Origin of the sequence: Scytonema sp. HK-05, assembly GCF_963872035.1 — a bacterium.
GTDB lineage: Bacteria > Cyanobacteriota > Cyanobacteriia > Cyanobacteriales > Nostocaceae > Kalymmatonema.
Map to the genome: position 1 here is coordinate 36724 of NZ_CAWMYC010000145.1, position 15554 is coordinate 52277.

The 15554-nt window shown below is 44.4% G+C and carries 13 protein-coding genes; 7 read left to right on the plus strand and 6 right to left on the minus strand.

All coding sequences use genetic code 11. From position 1 onward, the window contains the following. The first annotated feature begins 60 nt into the window (after window positions 1-60). Together AACT52_RS33090 and AACT52_RS33095 are read left to right on the plus strand one after the other, a co-directional pair. Window positions 61-1032 (plus strand): glycosyltransferase, encoded by a 972-nt coding sequence (locus AACT52_RS33090; RefSeq protein WP_073634845.1) that lies wholly within the window; start codon window positions 61-63, stop codon window positions 1030-1032. 52 nt (window positions 1033-1084) lie between these two features. Beyond that, window positions 1085-1780 (plus strand): response regulator transcription factor, encoded by a 696-nt coding sequence (locus AACT52_RS33095; protein ID WP_073634846.1) that lies wholly within the window; start codon window positions 1085-1087, stop codon window positions 1778-1780. Window positions 1781-2633: 853 nt separating this feature from the next. Here the strand turns inward: AACT52_RS33095 and AACT52_RS33100 are convergent. After that, window positions 2634-2915 carry an Npun_R1517 family heterocyst differentiation transcriptional regulator gene (locus AACT52_RS33100; RefSeq protein ID WP_041040596.1) on the minus strand — a complete coding sequence of 94 codons (282 nt, stop codon included), beginning with the start codon at window positions 2913-2915 and terminating at the stop codon, window positions 2634-2636. Between the two features lie 473 nt (window positions 2916-3388). Between AACT52_RS33100 and AACT52_RS33105 the strand changes: the two genes are divergently transcribed. Together AACT52_RS33105 and AACT52_RS33110 are read left to right on the plus strand one after the other, a co-directional pair. Next, window positions 3389-3934 carry a LeuD/DmdB family oxidoreductase small subunit gene (locus tag AACT52_RS33105; protein ID WP_073634848.1) on the plus strand — a complete coding sequence of 182 codons (546 nt, stop codon included), beginning with the start codon at window positions 3389-3391 and terminating at the stop codon, window positions 3932-3934. Window positions 3935-3987: 53 nt separating this feature from the next. Beyond that, window positions 3988-4377 carry an NAD(P)H-quinone oxidoreductase subunit M gene (locus AACT52_RS33110; protein ID WP_073634849.1) on the plus strand — a complete coding sequence of 130 codons (390 nt, stop codon included), beginning with the start codon at window positions 3988-3990 and terminating at the stop codon, window positions 4375-4377. 597 nt (window positions 4378-4974) lie between these two features. On the opposite strand, the gene AACT52_RS33115 is transcribed toward AACT52_RS33110, so the two are convergent. The 3 genes from AACT52_RS33115 to AACT52_RS33125 form a co-directional block, all read right to left on the minus strand. Next, complete coding sequence (locus AACT52_RS33115) at window positions 4975-5292, minus strand: hypothetical protein (RefSeq protein WP_143172938.1); 318 nt, start codon at window positions 5290-5292, stop codon at window positions 4975-4977. A 1842-nt stretch (window positions 5293-7134) separates the two neighbouring features. Further along, window positions 7135-7407: a hypothetical protein gene (locus tag AACT52_RS33120; RefSeq protein ID WP_073634850.1), complete on the minus strand. Its 273-nt coding sequence runs from the start codon at window positions 7405-7407 to the stop codon at window positions 7135-7137. A gap of 87 nt (window positions 7408-7494) precedes the next feature. Further along, on the minus strand, window positions 7495-7632 hold the full coding sequence (locus AACT52_RS33125) for a hypothetical protein (protein ID WP_158054882.1): 138 nt from the start codon (window positions 7630-7632) through the stop codon (window positions 7495-7497). A gap of 570 nt (window positions 7633-8202) precedes the next feature. On the opposite strand from AACT52_RS33125, the gene AACT52_RS33130 reads away from it, so the two are divergent. The 3 genes from AACT52_RS33130 (at window position 8203) to AACT52_RS33140 (ending at window position 13083) form a co-directional block, all read left to right on the plus strand. Next, entirely contained in the window at window positions 8203-10521 is a 2319-nt protein-coding gene (locus AACT52_RS33130) for a PP2C family serine/threonine-protein phosphatase (protein ID WP_083630698.1), read from the plus strand. Between the two features lie 181 nt (window positions 10522-10702). Then, the gene (locus AACT52_RS33135) at window positions 10703-12286 is read left to right on the plus strand and encodes a CHAT domain-containing protein (RefSeq protein ID WP_073634851.1); all 1584 of its coding nucleotides are present in this window, start codon (window positions 10703-10705) and stop codon (window positions 12284-12286) included. A 149-nt stretch (window positions 12287-12435) separates the two neighbouring features. Then, complete coding sequence (locus tag AACT52_RS33140) at window positions 12436-13083, plus strand: hypothetical protein (RefSeq protein WP_073634852.1); 648 nt, start codon at window positions 12436-12438, stop codon at window positions 13081-13083. A gap of 229 nt (window positions 13084-13312) precedes the next feature. Here the strand turns inward: AACT52_RS33140 and AACT52_RS33145 are convergent, their stop codons facing one another. Together AACT52_RS33145 and AACT52_RS33150 are read right to left on the minus strand one after the other, a co-directional pair. Continuing rightward, window positions 13313-14719, minus strand: coding sequence for a PrsW family glutamic-type intramembrane protease (locus tag AACT52_RS33145; RefSeq protein ID WP_073634853.1), 1407 nt, complete (start codon window positions 14717-14719; stop codon window positions 13313-13315). Between the two features lie 265 nt (window positions 14720-14984). Further along, window positions 14985-15506 carry an SDR family oxidoreductase gene (locus AACT52_RS33150; RefSeq protein ID WP_083630700.1) on the minus strand — a complete coding sequence of 174 codons (522 nt, stop codon included), beginning with the start codon at window positions 15504-15506 and terminating at the stop codon, window positions 14985-14987. Window positions 15507-15554: the final 48 nt, after the last annotated feature.

Here is a 15554-nt window from a genome sequence, read left to right on the forward strand (position 1 = left end):
ATTTCTAATTCCTAATTGATAATTTTTATTGATCTATCGCTAATCCAAAATCTTAAACATATGAATAATCAATCAATTGAGACAGCCACCGCTAATACCTTCTTGCCAAAGGTATCGGTGGTTATACCTATTTATAACGGTGAGGCAGATTTACCAGAATTAATCTCTTGTCTATCGGCTCAAACTTACCCAAAACACCAGGTAGAGTATTTGCTGGTGGACAATAATAGTGGCGATCGCACTTTTGCCTTACTTCAACAAGCTGCTGAAAATAGCGAAATCACAATTCGTCCCCAGAGCGAAAACCAAATCCAAAGCTCTTACGCCGCCCGTAACGCTGGTATTCGTGCCGCAACTGGTGAGATACTTGCCTTTACGGATGCAGATTGTCGTCCACAACCCGAATGGTTAAATGCATTAATTCCTCCTTTTGTCAACAATGATGTGGTGATTGTCGCCGGCGAGATTGTGGCGCTACCAGGAAAAACACTGCTAGAACAACATGCAGACCGTCAAGACACCCTGTCGCAAAAACACACCCTTGCCCATCCTTTCTATCCCTACGGTCAAACAGCGAATTTAGCGATCCGACGGCAAGCTTTGGAACAAGCAGGTTTGTTTCGTCCTTACCTCACCTCCGGTGGGGATGCTGATATATGTTGGCGAATTTTGCAGCAAAACATGGGACGTTTGGAATTTGCCCCTAATGCAGTTGTCAAGCACCGCCACCGCGCCACACTTAAGGAACTAGAAAGTCAATGGCGGCGCTACGGACGCTCAAATCGCTATTTGCATGAACTCCACGGTGTAGATTTGATGCGCGACACCACACTCACCGAATGCTTCTACCGCTTAGGACGTTGGGTGTTAAAGGAATTGCCAAGGGACAGTGTCAAAGCATTAGCAGGTAAAGCCAGCCTTGTAGATTTAGTGAGTACCCCTATAGGATTGTACAATGCTCGGGCGCGTACTGCTGGGCAACGCGAAGCCAAATTGCCAGAGAACGCCAAAATAATTGAATGGTTGTGCTGAGTGTCACTCAAGTTCGCTAAATTGGAGAAAAGTCGTGCAAAGGAAACGGTAAATGGCAGCACAATTGTTACTGGTAGATGATGAGCCGGGATTGCGTGAAGCCGTAAAAGACTATTTGCAAGAAAGCGGTTTTAGCGTTCAAGTTGCCAGTAACGCCCGAGAGGGCTGGGAGTTGGTGCAGCAAAACACACCAGACTTAGTAATTTCTGATATCATGATGCCACAGGTGGATGGCTACCAGTTCCTCAAGCAGCTGCGAGACGACCCCCGCTTCCGGTCGCTACCAGTGATATTTCTCACTGCGAAGGGCATGACGACTGATCGCATCCAAGGTTATCAAGCTGGTGTTGATGCCTATATACCCAAGCCCTTCGATCCAGATGAGCTGGTAGCAGTTGTGGAAAATTTACTCGAACGCCGCGCCGCTAGGACTCCAGCGCCAACTCAAGAAGGTGAAGCGCCAGATATTACTGAACTCGCGAATCAGATTGCCCAAATTAAAGCTTTGTTAACTCAAAAAAATGCAATCAATCAATCTCCAGCGCCGTTTGCGATTGACTTGACGCCCAGAGAACAAAGTGTTTTAAACTTGGTGGCTGAGGGGTTGATGAATAAAGAAATCGCTCGTCGTTTAGAGACAAGCGTCCGAAATGTAGAGAAGTATGTCAGCCGTTTGTTCAGTAAAACTGGTACCAATAGCCGTACAGAGTTAGTTCGCTTTGCTTTAGAACACGGTCTAGCAAAGTAGTTATAAACAAACAAGGCACAAGTGAATCATCGCTTTGCTTGTGCCTTGTGCCTTTCTATTTTCTTGTTTAAAATCTTGGATTACCTATAACGACTTTGATGTCTAGTTTTTCCCCCTGCTACCCTGACAGATGAAGCTGAACTTTAAAGCGCGAGTCACTTCAGGGTTAGCTAACCATACTTAAGTGATTCAAAAATGGCAAAATTTACTATCTACGCTGACGTTCTCTGTTTTTGCTGAACTTACTGAGCCTCGTCCAAGTAAACGTCCAAGTCTACCAAAAAAATTTGGGTTTTATTCAAGCTCCTTCAATTTGAGCAGGAATAATGTCGATAGAGCAATGACCGCTCAAAATTTTCTGGTCAAGCCTATAGATAATATTTTGCCTAACATTTCAGTTATTTTTGTTCACAGTAGTCAACGTACTACAGGCAGAAACGGCAATTTTTCGATTCTTTCAATCAATCGCGAATGACTTTTGATACAGTAAACAAAGTTTCTTACCTAACAAATTCACCCTGTCAAACTGTTTTGGTAATAAAAACTTATCTCTAGATTACTGCTAGATTACTGTATTAACCAGTTAAACACAAGATTTCTTTAGATTTTTGTTTGACTGTCAATAAACCCGGCTTAGAAGCAAGGTATAAATGCAACATTTAGTAGGCACCCATTTGTTTGGGTAATGCTAAGGGTGAGGGCTAATGCAAGCCCTAGCGCTATGGTTTGTGGGCGTTAGTTAAGCAAGCCAAGTCATTATTAGAACAAATCACCAAATCGGCAAACGAACACTAAATCTGATACTCTATGCTCGACACACTCTTTGCCACTGCTAGGGTGACAACAATTTTAACTATTGACTAACTTCAGCTGAGTTGCGTAAGCGCATGAGCTGACGTCTCATTTGGGGTGATGCTTTTAACTCAGAAACTTCTTGCGCCTTAACAGTTGCTTGTAAAGTCTCTAAAAAGTCGTCAGACCCCTCGGTTAAAGCGTCTAGCAGTACCTGCAAAAGTTGGTCGCGATCGCTCAACAGACTTTTTTCCTCTATCAACCGGAATTTTAGATGTATTTCGCACTCATAAACACCTACATCGACACTGTTCACCTGCCGTGGTAATGCTTCAAAGTTCATAGTTTTTTGGCTTCCTTGTACTAGGTGGTAATTTGGTTGAGGAACTATCTTTCAAGCAAGAATTCTTTATATGTTTTTGACTCTCACAGTTTTTGAATTAACAATTCCTGTTTGTCAACAATCAATTTAATTGCATTTCACTCTCCCGTGTCTTTTCATGCTTGGCTTTATCGTCTAGCTTCTGTTGGTTTAGTGCAATAGGTCTGGTTCAAGTAAACCATAACTATTATTCAATTTTTAAGATTCCATAGAATAAAGTTTCTGTAAGAAGTTGTTCGAGCTTTTTAAAGGTTTTTACATCAACTTTATCTAAACGTCAATAACAGTTTGACTTTTTACTAAAAAACTGGTGGTACTACGTAAGTAAATCCGCTGAAGATTTTCTATCTAATGATAGCCAGACATTGCTGTACCACAATTCCGTAAAATTACTAAATGTACAATTTATTCATTTAAAAAGGCAGGAGACCTCAATGACCAAAGTAATTAGGGGTAAGATTTTTGTTCTTGATGACAATATAGACACAGATCAAATCATTCCAGCCGAATATCTCACCTTGGTTCCTTCCAAAGCGGATGAGTACGAAAAGCTTGGAAGTTATGCTTTAGCTGGTTTACCCGACCGCTACGGCAAATTTATAGTTTCTGGGGAAATGAAAACAGCCTACCCTATCATTGTCGCAGGAGAAAACTTTGGCTGCGGTTCCTCACGCGAACATGCCCCCATAGCCTTGGGTGCCGCAGGCGTTAAAGCAGTCGTTGCCCAGTCCTATGCTCGCATCTTCTTCCGCAATTGCGCTGCCACAGGAGAACTTTACCCTTGGGAGTCAGTCCAAAGGTTATGTGATCATTTTGAGACTGGTCAAGAGGTGTCAATAGATTTTGAAAGCAATCAATTGATGAACCACACTCTTGGTCAGATATATAACCTCAAACCTTTAGGAGAAGTTGGACCAGTGATTGATGCAGGTGGCATTTTTGCCTATGCTCGTCAAACAGGCATGATTCCTTCCCGTTAGGGATTGGGTCTACAATAATTGAGAGCGCGATTAACCCAAATATCGAACCGCCTATGGACAACCCGATGCTGCTTAAGTCTACAACCCGGCACATACGGATTTTTGCCGCTGAAATAGACCGGGATGGAGAGCTAGTTCCCAGTAGTCAAGTTTTAACCTTGGATATTGACCCAGACAACGAATTCAACTGGGATGAAGATGCTCTGCAAAAGGTTTATCACAAGTTTGATGAACAGGTAGAAGCATATAGTGGCGCAGATCTGACGGATTATAACTTACGCCGCATTGGCTCTGAGTTGGAGCATTTTGTGCGAGGACTCCTGCACAAAGGCGAAATTAGCTATAATCTCTCCGCACGCGTCACCAATTACAGCATGGGACTTCCCCAAGTTGCAAGTGATGAGAATCAAGAGACTTATGGAATTGTCAACACCCCTGCCTAAAGGCTAGGGGCGATCATCGCCTCAAACCGATAGGATTAGTTGACCCGACTCAGTACTTTAAGTACTACGTTATTGGTAAGTGTTTAAGTTCCTACCTGCGGATGGTTTCGCCAGTCTGCAGCTCTAGAAATCGAGGATTAAACAGGTTTATTGGGTTAAGCCAGTGTCTTTGATATAGTACCGACCAATAACCAAGTCTCGGGCAGCTACGCCCGAAAGGGAGGCTCTATGGCTAACGCCACGGCTATCGCCGAACCGAGCAAAACCGTTATAAGTACAGGTGAGTCCAGTCAGTCATCGGCGGGTTTCCCGCCGTAGGGAACTGGCTCTCCCGTTGGGGTGAAAAATTCGAGGCGGTAATTGTCCCGTTGAAAGTGCATTACAAGAGTACACCGAATAAAGTAACCCCAAGGCGGTAATGGTTCAAAAATGTCAAAAATGTAAAGCCGTCCCCCTCGCGCTCGTCCCTTCGGGACACGTTGCGCGAACGCGAGAAGTCAAAAGTAGTATCAAGTCAAAAGTCAAAAATAATTCTTTTATTCACTTTTGACTTTTGAATGAGCGAATTTTGACTTCCCGAAGGGAGGGACGGGGTTTCTATCCAAATTTTCGATGAGTAAAGAATGAAGATGCGCCAGCGCGAATGACGGCTTTCGGTGAACTCACAGCGACTGGTGAGACCAGTCCTGTTGGCGTAGCCTGCCCGCACGGCGAATGAGGGTCTGCCAACAAGCGGCAACTGGCTCTCCCGTTGGGCTTTCCCTCTCTAGCCGACTGGCACTCAAGAGTGAAGAATGAAGAAATTGTTCTATCTTCTCTCTTGTTTCTTCTTTCTTTGTCTAAATTGTCAATTTCAATGCTTAAACTCTCAAAATGACTGGCTGGTCTGCTGTTACCGAAAATTTTGGGTTTCAAGCGCCGCCCTTTAACAGTTACCAGTTATCAGTTATCAGTTTCATCCTCCGGGGGAAACACCACACCAATTGAACCAGAGAGCGTTGGTGGCGGGTTTAAATGCCCCACCGTACGCCTGGTACTGCGTAGGTAGCTGTTCACTGTTTTAAGGGCGGCTTTACAGAATCTTTATACACCAAGCGAGCTCTTGCGGTATACCATATTAATGCTTGGAATCCCCACGGTGGTGGCGACTTTAGGCTCCTTGAACCGGAAAGCTTGTTCAAAGCAAAATATTAGGTAGCGAAAACCAAGATAAACATAGCTGCGCTATCGACAGATAGACAAACCAGAAAACAGAATATTTTAAGTCTATAACGTATCGTGGGGCGCACGGTAACCCTAGGTTCAGTATCCTAGTAAGCCTCTCGAGATAAAGCCCTCTGGGAGCAACTAAATTAACCTCGTTAATTGCTTCTATTGAACGGTTAATTGGTTTAAGCATTGCCAGCAATCGATAGTTGATTTTAAGGTTTGTCGGTGAAAGAGGAAACCTTAAAAGTGATTTTAAGAATCACCGCACATGAGCGGGCGGTGAGAACGTCAATGCAGCCTGCCAATATTTGCTAGTTGTACTCAATTAGTAGACTTCTTGCATTCATTCCAAAAAAATGAATAATTAACCGCAGCCTGTAGGAGATGGGCTCTTGCGTGGGTTTGATCGTCGGATTTGTAGACGCCCGAAGGGCGGCTTCCCGTTCGCCGCTCTTGCCTTCCGGAGGAAAGGGTAGCAACTGCCGTGCAGATGAAATTTACTTATGCAAGAGGTCTAGTCCTACCCTGCTGAACTCGAAAGCACGTGCTGTCTTCAGTACCAATACCTTTTTAGTCCATCTAAACCTCCGCGCATTGTACTCCCACCACACCGTAGGTTGGTGGTGAGGGGAATTGTGGGGTAATTATTGGGGCATTGAACCCCAATAATTACCAAGTTTCTTTGAATCTTCATAGGTAAAACCTTTGATTAATAAGTGTTTCGAGGTAAAATAAAAAAACTCAGAGTGGCAGTAATTTGCACTGGGGAAGTCTGAACCTTGACAACTGATATGGGGTTGCAACCAGAAGTACAAATATTTTTGTCTGTCGGGTTGGTTGCGTAAAATCAGTTACCTTTGGTTGTACGCAAACTTTTTAGGTTACTCGTACAAACGGCGGTGTGGACGCATCGTTGCTGACTGCTGAGGCTTAGGGGATACCCAGCCTGTGAAGCAGGAAACCCGGATCGTGAGGTCTGGGATGCTCCCGTTACACCGCAAGGTTAGCGGGAGAGGACGTCACTTTTGTTTTATATTGCTTGCGATGAGTTTACTCACTGAAATGCACTCCACCCCCCAACCCCCAAAGCGTGGAAGTCACGAGAAGGCAGAAAATAGGGTTTTAAAGCTTGGTGCAATATATAAATTTAGTTAAATTTTGTAAACTCAAAAATCGAAGTCAGATGAAAAACGCCTCAACGTTGTTGACTATCGACCGTTCAACCTTGACAGGAATTTTAGTCAACTATCCACGCGCTCATCCGCCATACTTGTGCCAACTGATGAATTCAAAAAACAGTTGCGCTAACCAAGTTTAATATTTGTGTATAAAATTTATAACTATTATTTCTAACTATTACCGATAAATGCCAGAAGACTGCTATTAATTAACAACAATAATGCAGATTTTTTAGTAGTACTTATGGAGTATTTTGTAATACAGAATTTTTAACCATTAAACGAGAGAACGCTGATAGATTGACTCAATAGAAAACGGTCAGCAGTTATCTAAGAGAAAGCTCATTGCTGACTGCTGACCGTTAAATATCTACGACCAAACCCTATTTCCTTCTTCGTCAACTCGTGCTTGTCGAATCACATCAGAAATTTCTTCTGCATCTTTCACATGATGTAGAGGTTTTTGTGAGCCATCAGGTTCGTCAACGACAAAATAAGTCGGAACTTTAATATGATCTCCCGTGATATCTGGAGAATCAACGGCAAGTTGTTCTGCCTTCTCTTCAACTGCTTGTGGTTCTTCAGAAATGACATCACCAGGGTTAACTGCACGATGAATATCTTTTTGTTGGTTATCTTCCATTATTGTCTCACCAATAATTAAGTGTGCTAAATGCTGTTTGAAGTGGGGATGTTATCAATAAGCTAAAATAAGGTTTATTGTTAAGACTTAATACCAACGAGCAAGCGATCGCCATAACTTGCTTTGGGTCTTAACTAAACTTGCTTGATTGATTCCCACATACATATAAACTAGGGAAAAACCAAACTTATCTCCTCTTTCTGATGGAATAATTTGTTTTCCCAAGAGTGTAAAGTGTAAGGTAAAGCTAATTCACACTGATCCCCCTATCTGGAGATACATGACAAGAAAAATAAAAGCAAAGAAAAAAACTTGTGATTGAAAACAGAGTTTCTGATCAGGCAAGCTTTGAACAAGGGAGGTGATGAAGCTTTCACAAAGTTATATGGGATTTTAGGTAGAGGTGTAAATTTTTGGTGAAGTGCGCTCTTGTTGCAATATCTGTTCTCTTAAGACAGAACTGCAATAACCTGAGGACTGTATGCGTTACTTAACAATGCCTTCTCATCTTTGTGGTTTAGTGCGTGCCATATTGAGAAAAGGACAGTGGAAGCGGCTTGATGCCTGCTCAATGCGGAAGTATGTGTGAGTAGCTCCAGTGTGTCGCGTTGCGTATCAACTGGAAAATCTCCCTCGTTGATCATTGAGCAAATTTTTCAAAACTCTTAGCATCTTAAGTTTCGTCCGCAAGTTAAAATCGTGATCCAAAATTGGATATATCAGATATGAGCGGTCAACAGTGCCGCTGCCAATGCTGTTGAAAACAAAGCCAATCTGCTGATCGGTGCGAAGACTATGGAAAATGATGCGCCAACGCTCTACTGCCCAAATGAACTTTGTCAAGCTCCAAATCCCCTGACACACAAGTTTTGCCTGCGATGTTCCACACCCCTACCCAAACGTTTCCTCTGGGCTGTGGCAGACGGGCAGAGCGTGGCTAACGCTGGAGAATTATTAGCCGATCGCTATCTGGTTATCAGCAAAGGGCTTCTTTTAGATACCAAGCCTGCGTTCTTACCTCAAACACCAAATGTAGAACATTTACAGGCAATCAGACCTTACTTGCGGCTATTTGCCTACCGCTTGCACGTACCGCAGGTGTATGGAGTGCTGCCGCCAGTGAGCGGCAGTTCTGGCAAAGAAATATTACTTTTAGAAAAACCTCCGCTTTCTGTGCTAGAAAGTACAGCTTCGTTGGAAGTACAGCTGGCAAGCGAGCTAACCACTGCTTGGAGCTCTGCAACATCAATGCGCCAACTCAATTGGCTGTGGCAAATAGCTCATCTGTGGCAACCTCTCTCCAGTGAAGGCGTAAGCTCTAGCTTACTCAACCCAGAGTTAGTCAGAGTAGAAGGACCCTTAGTACGTTTAGTGGAATTGCAGCAGGACAATCAAACTTCCCCTGGTTTACCTCAACTTGGGGAATTTTGGCAGCAGTTACAGGTAAATGCCAAAGGAGCGATCGCCGAATTTTTGAGTGAAATTTGTCGTTCTCTGATTGCCAAAGACATACAATCAGGTGAGCAACTTGTTGCCGTTCTAGATAGAGGATTGGCACAATTAGGTCAACACCAAACACCAGTCATCAAAATTGCTACCAAGAGCGATACCGGACCGAGTCGCCAACGTAATGAAGATGCTTGTTATCCGCCTAGTGGCAGCGTCATCAGCAAACCTCCTCAGCCGACAGCCCTGGCTATTGTCTGTGACGGCATTGGCGGACACGAGGGAGGCAATGTTGCATCAAATTTAGCCATTGAAACCATCCAGCAGCAGCTGCAGGACCTAACAAAAGCGTTCTCTGAGCACACAGACCCCGCAACTCTACTTGCCGACTTAGAAAGCGCAGCAGCAGCAGCTAACGACAAAATCAGCCAGCGCAACGACAACGAACATCGACAAGGGCGTCAACGCATGGGCACAACCCTAGTGATGGCATTGCCCATTGCCCACGAAATGTACATTGCTCACGTTGGTGATAGTCGTGCTTACTGGATTACACGCCACGGCTGTTATCAAGTCACCCTAGATGATGATGTTGCCTCGCGTGAGGTACGCTTAGGCTATGCCACATACCGGGATGCAGTCCAACAGGGAGCATCCGGTTCCTTGGTGCAGGCATTAGGCATGAGTGCTAGCAATTCATTGCATCCGACGTCACAACGGTTTATTCTCGACGAAGACTGCATTTTCCTCCTGTGTTCCGACGGTTTGAGTGACTTTGACCGGGTGGAGCAATATTGGGAAACAGAAATTTTACCCATTATTACTGAAAAAGATAATGTATTACATGTAACAGAAAAATTATTGGAAATAGCGAATAATCAAAATGGACATGATAACGTCACTATCGCAGTTGTACACTGCCAAGTTAAATACTCAGAACCAAAGTCAAGCCTCAAAACCGTGCTTGCTGACCTCTCCACAATACCAGCAGCCACAGCCGCCCAAAGCCAGCCAACAACGGCACTCAGGCCAGAGTACAGCCAAAACCAGAAAACTCACGTCCTTTCAACAAGCAAGCCCGCGAAAGGTATAAAATTACCGCTACAGTTGATTGTTATTCTGCTGCTGTTTGTAGGGAGTGGTATATTAGGATACTTGTGGCGACTGGGATTGCTCCCTATCCCAAAAATACCTCAATCCTCACCTCTAGCAAATCCTACGGATGCCGCACCATTACCATCAGTTGTGACAACTGGTTCTCAAGGCAGTTCGGGCAATTCCAGTGTGAATGCACGAGGGGTGATTCAGACTAACAGCGAAATAGAATTCATGAGGACGACCACGCCCCCAACCCAAGCTATTGCCCCAAATGGTACTGTTTTGCAAATTCTCAAGACGCAGAACACAGACAAAGACACTTGGGTCTATTTGCGAGTCTGCTCAATTGTTGCCAAAGCAAGTCCTTCAAACTCACAATCAACTTCTGTTGCCAAAAAACCTTTACTCAGCCCAGGGGACGAAGTCAGAATTTTATTCTCCAAACTCAAATCGTTCAATCTCCCCAACGCTAAACCAGAAGTGGTAAGCCTATGTCAGCCGCAAGATGCTTCTCTGCCGACTGTTGAAGAATCAGCAACTGAGCCTAAGCCAGCCGTGCCCAAACAGTGAGGTATTAAAATAGGTGACACCTGCTAGTCCAAGAGCAGCATAGCGTCAAAAACTCGATAAACTGGTAGAAGGCTGAAATATTACAGGTGATAACTTTAAATAAAAAACTTAAAAGGCAAAAAAAATTGCCTTTTAAAATAGTTATTTGATATTTAATTTTACCTTTTAGATTAACGAATCCATGCCATCCCTTAACCTGGCGATCGCCCGTCTCGTCAACACCGGCACTGACAGTTTCGCCATTTGGGTGGTGAACGCTCCCTATCCCAGTGGCTATGTTTTGCGTGATTGCGTCTGGCTTCCACATCTGTCTCAAGCTTGGCTTGAGTGGCAGCAAATGTTTGCCGAACACAGCCGCTTGGAGATTTCCCCAAAAGCAACGCCCAAAGCGGCAAATCCTCTACCTATGGATTTTGTTGTCCCAACTTCCGGTCAGACGACCAGTTACAGCAGCCGTCTGATGCAATACTTGGGCATCAGCCTGTGGAATTGGGTATTTGACGGACAAATTCTTAATAGCTTTGAACGCAGTCGCGGGATCGCTATGGGTCAACATACGCGTTTGCGCGTGCTGCTAGAAATTCGTGACCCGGATCTGATTGCCCTGCCTTGGGAAATCATGCAGCGCGAACCAGGTCAATCTGCCATTTCTCTGTCGCAACACATCCTCTTTAGTCGCACAACCAGCGAAGTCGAACCCTTACCGTATTTACGAGCAGAGCAAGGGTTAAACATACTGCTGGTTTTGGGTCAAGATGAACAGCAGCTGCAACTTGAAAAAGAAGCAGCTATCCTAGAACAAACCCTTTCCAATGGCTCGCTTGTAGCTAGCAGTTATAGTGGCTACGCACCCTGTATGGTGACAACACTCTTGCAACCCACTCCACAAGAGTTGATTCAACAGCTAGAAACAAAGGCATACAACGTCTTGTTTTACGCAGGTCACGGTTCGCCTGGAGCAGACGGAGGGTTGCTGTATTTGCGACCAGGTATGACCCTCAATGGGATGGAATTAGCCCAAGTTTTGACTCATAGTGGTGTGAAACTGGCGGTTTTCAATTCTTGTTGGGGGGCACAACCAGCAGCTGTTTCGCACCTAGCTATGTCCCACAGCAGCTTGGCAGAAGTACTTATCCGTCAAGGTATGCCTGCGGTTTTGGCAATGCGCGATCAAATAGCCGACCACGAAAGCCACACTTTTATTCAAGCTTTTGCTGCTGCTTTGCGATCGCGCAAACCAATTGATGAAGCGGTGGCGGAAGCAAGACAAAAGCTATTGACAACTTACAGGTTCAATCAACCCGCTTGGACATTGCCAATTCTCTACCTGCATCCAGATTATAATGGTGAACTTATAAAGAGTTTTGATGAGGGGATTACAGAACTACCAGAAACTTCGATTCCTGGCATAGCTTCAATGCTCAATCATGCTTGTTTGCGATCGCTCTCACCAGGAGGTAGAACTTGGTCACTGCGACCAGGAGTCACCCGCATCGGTCGCACGACAGACAATGATATTGTGATTCCAGAACCTTCAGTTTCCAAACGTCATGCCGAAATCTTATCTCGCAATACTCTGACAGGATCTACCCCAGTGCGAACCTATTACCTGCAAGATTTGTCCACCTACGGAACCACCTGGGTTTTACTCGCTAATGTTTGGCAACAAATCCATCGTCAGGAAGTCCCTTTACAATCTGGTATGCAGTTAAAGTTTGGTAGTACGAAAAGTCAACCTTGGGAGTTCATCATTGAGAATGTTTGAGCTTAAAGATTGGAAACATCGGTTTTCTGGCATTTGAACAAACGCCAAGTCAACCAACACTTTTCGATAGAATTGCATTCTTTTTGCGGAAATGAGATCCTGGCAGCTGTAGCTGTCAATACCGATAAATAATTCCACAGGAGCGAGACATGGCTAACAAGATTAACGGTTCAGATACTTTTCATTCCATACCACCTCAAGTCGATTTAGAGCTTTTAGAAGCACTCTTGGAACCAGAAGATGCTACATATCCCTGGAATCCAGCAGACGAAGAATCAGAAAACTATTTTGCACAACTAGAACAGCAGTTCCAGTTAGAGGATGTCCTCGATGAGGAACTGACAACACGCTCACAAAATTTTTACAATCGCTTAGACACCCTTTGGTCTAATAATTTCAATTCCAAAACCTATAAAATTACTACAAAATCTTCTGTTGTGGCGAATCTTCAAAAAAATTTACAAGCTGGTTTCGCCGCTAGTGTACCTCAAGATTGGATAACGGTTATTGCCCAAAAAGCTGCTGAAATTTTTAATTCAGGGCAATCGATTGGCGAACAGCTGGTTCAATGTGTTGAATCTGTGTTACCTAGTTGGCAAACAGATGACCTTTTGGTTATGGCGCGTCCTTTTGCCTACGCTATGAGAAGCGGCGAACAGCAAAATGTAAATTCGGTGGTAGAAAACGTAGAAAATCGTGAGTGGACAAATCTTTCAGAAGTTGAAAAGGCAAAAGTCAGTTTAGCCGTTGCATCTTTTGCCCTCAATCAGCTAAACAAGTCTTACGACGAAGCTTAATTTCAACTTTCTCTTTTCTGCTTTGATTTCATTGAGGCGACAAGTTGCTCTGACCCGAAACGGCAATTTTGTTGTGCATCTCAAAATGCGAAAGTTTTCATCTATCTTAAGACAGAAATATCCAGTGTAATGTAACCTTAGCTAGCGCCAAAACGACCATCATCTCTCGAAAGAGATAAAAATCATTTGCCCTCTTCTCTCCCTCATTTTCCTCATGTGTTGGCACTCTTTACTTAGGTCCGAGAAAACGGGTAGCGAAATTTTGCGATCGCGTTGGTGAAAGCGCCCTAGCTTTGAGAATAGCTGCCATCAAAAAGGCGTAAGACAATACCCCAACAACCACCAACAGCAAACCGTTGATAACTCCTGTTGCATTCCACAAAGCGTGTAGTCCAGACGCTGTCAGATAACCGACTCCTAAAATCTGCCAACTTTTAGAAGGTTTGAGTACCGCTAACCCGATAAAATATCCAAGATATCCACTATAAGCCATATGTCCGGCAACAGAACCGAGAATTCGGGGAATCAGCAGTTGCAAACCCACAAGTTGACCAGCTCCTATTCCCGACTGTGCTGTAACACTTTGAGTAATAGTTGGCACATATTGTCCCAGAGTTTCCAACAGGGTAAAGCCGACAGCAGAAGCCGTTCCTAGTAGAATACCATCAAGAGGTTCTGCGACACCGATGCGTTCCCGCCACGGCGAAGGTAGTCCGCGAGCAATGAAAAACGCTGCTAGTACAGGTATTGCCTTGAGTAATTCCTCCATCAAGCCAGCACCGAAAAACATCCGCACCAGTAACTCTGTGAAAGTGATGGACTCTTGTTCTGAGGGTAAGTTACCAGGCAAGAGATTACGAAACACAAAGATAAACAAATCCAACACCGGAGTGAGCAAAATCACCGATGTCGTCAATGCCGACGCCAGCAGAACCCACCAAGGCTTTGGTTTACCACACAACTGGTAAATAAAGTAGTAAGCAGCGGAAGCTATATAAATGGCGACTATAACTTGATTTGCTGGTTGACCTACCGTGGCAAACATCAGTACCACGAAGACAACTGTAAGAATTCCCGGTATCAGGTAAGCTTTACGAGTTAAATCTTTACCAGTAGAAATAATGGGAAACAGCTGGGTGAAGCTGATAGAGTCTGCTGGCTTTGGGGGGTTTGGAGGAGGTTGGTAAAACGTTGACGTCGCTGTTGGGTAACTATTTGCTGGAGGAAGCGGTGTCGCTGCTGCTGGGGCGATCGCTGTGGCTTGTTGCTCTTTGAGTTCACACTCAAAAACGAATTCTGGACCATCATGACCTAGAGTAATGCGATCTCCGCTGATCAATTGCTGACAACCCTGCAACCGTTGTCCGTTCAGGTACGTGCCATTGGCACTATTCAAATCACAGATTATCCAGTTCGGTTGTGCATCTGGGGATGAAGCAAGAGGACGAAGCGCCGCATGACGACGAGATACCATGCGGTACAACATGGCATCTAATACAACTTGGGAACTAGGATCACGTCCAATGACTACCTCTTGACTCGAAAGCAGCGAGTAGCGAGTTTCCGATCCAAAAGACGCTCCCATACCAGACACTTGCCGCAGGATTGCATTCTGTCTTGCGTTTTTGCCTGTCATCGAGTTACAGGGTGTTTCTAAACTATTTATTGTAGGAATTGGCAGTAGGACTTAACCCAAGCCACAACAGCAAAATTGCTAGATCCACTATAGCTTCAGTCACTGCTTATCTATTAGAAATTAAAAAAATCAAAATAAACATAGTCTTGGTCAGTATGACTGTTGACAGTTAACGGTTAACAGCCAGCACTATCTGTAAATTCTCTGCCACCATCAAAAGCCTATTTGCCTGACTTTCCCTTTTTTAGAAGAATTATGCTGCTTTCTACTGGACAGTAAAACCGCCATCAATGACTAAGTTATGCCCTGTGATATAGGACGCAGCATCAGAACATAACCAAATAACTGCATTTGCGATTTCTGCTGCTTCCCCGATTCTTTTAAGTGGAACTGCGTTGCTCATTTGTTGAAGCATATCTTCTGAAACATTGGATAGGATTTCCGTTGCAATCAGCCCTGGACTGACAGCATTGATCCGAATTCCCTGTCCAGCATATTCTATCGCTGCCGAGCGCGTTAACCCAACAACTCCTCCTTTAGCGGCTTGGTAGGCAGAAAAACCAGATGCACCGATAACAGCACCTCCCATAGATGCCATGTTGACGATCGCACCAGTTCCAGTTTTGAGCATCGCCGGAATTTGATATTTCAGACACAGCCAGACCGCTTTCAGGTTAACATCTGTCTCAGCATCCCATTCCTCCTCTGAGCGTTCAGTAAGCGGAACAGATTTTCCAATGCCAGCATTATTAAAGGCACAATCTAATCGACCATAGGCTTGTGACATACTCCTACCCTGAATCAAAGATTACAGGGTAGGCTTCCAACAGCCCGA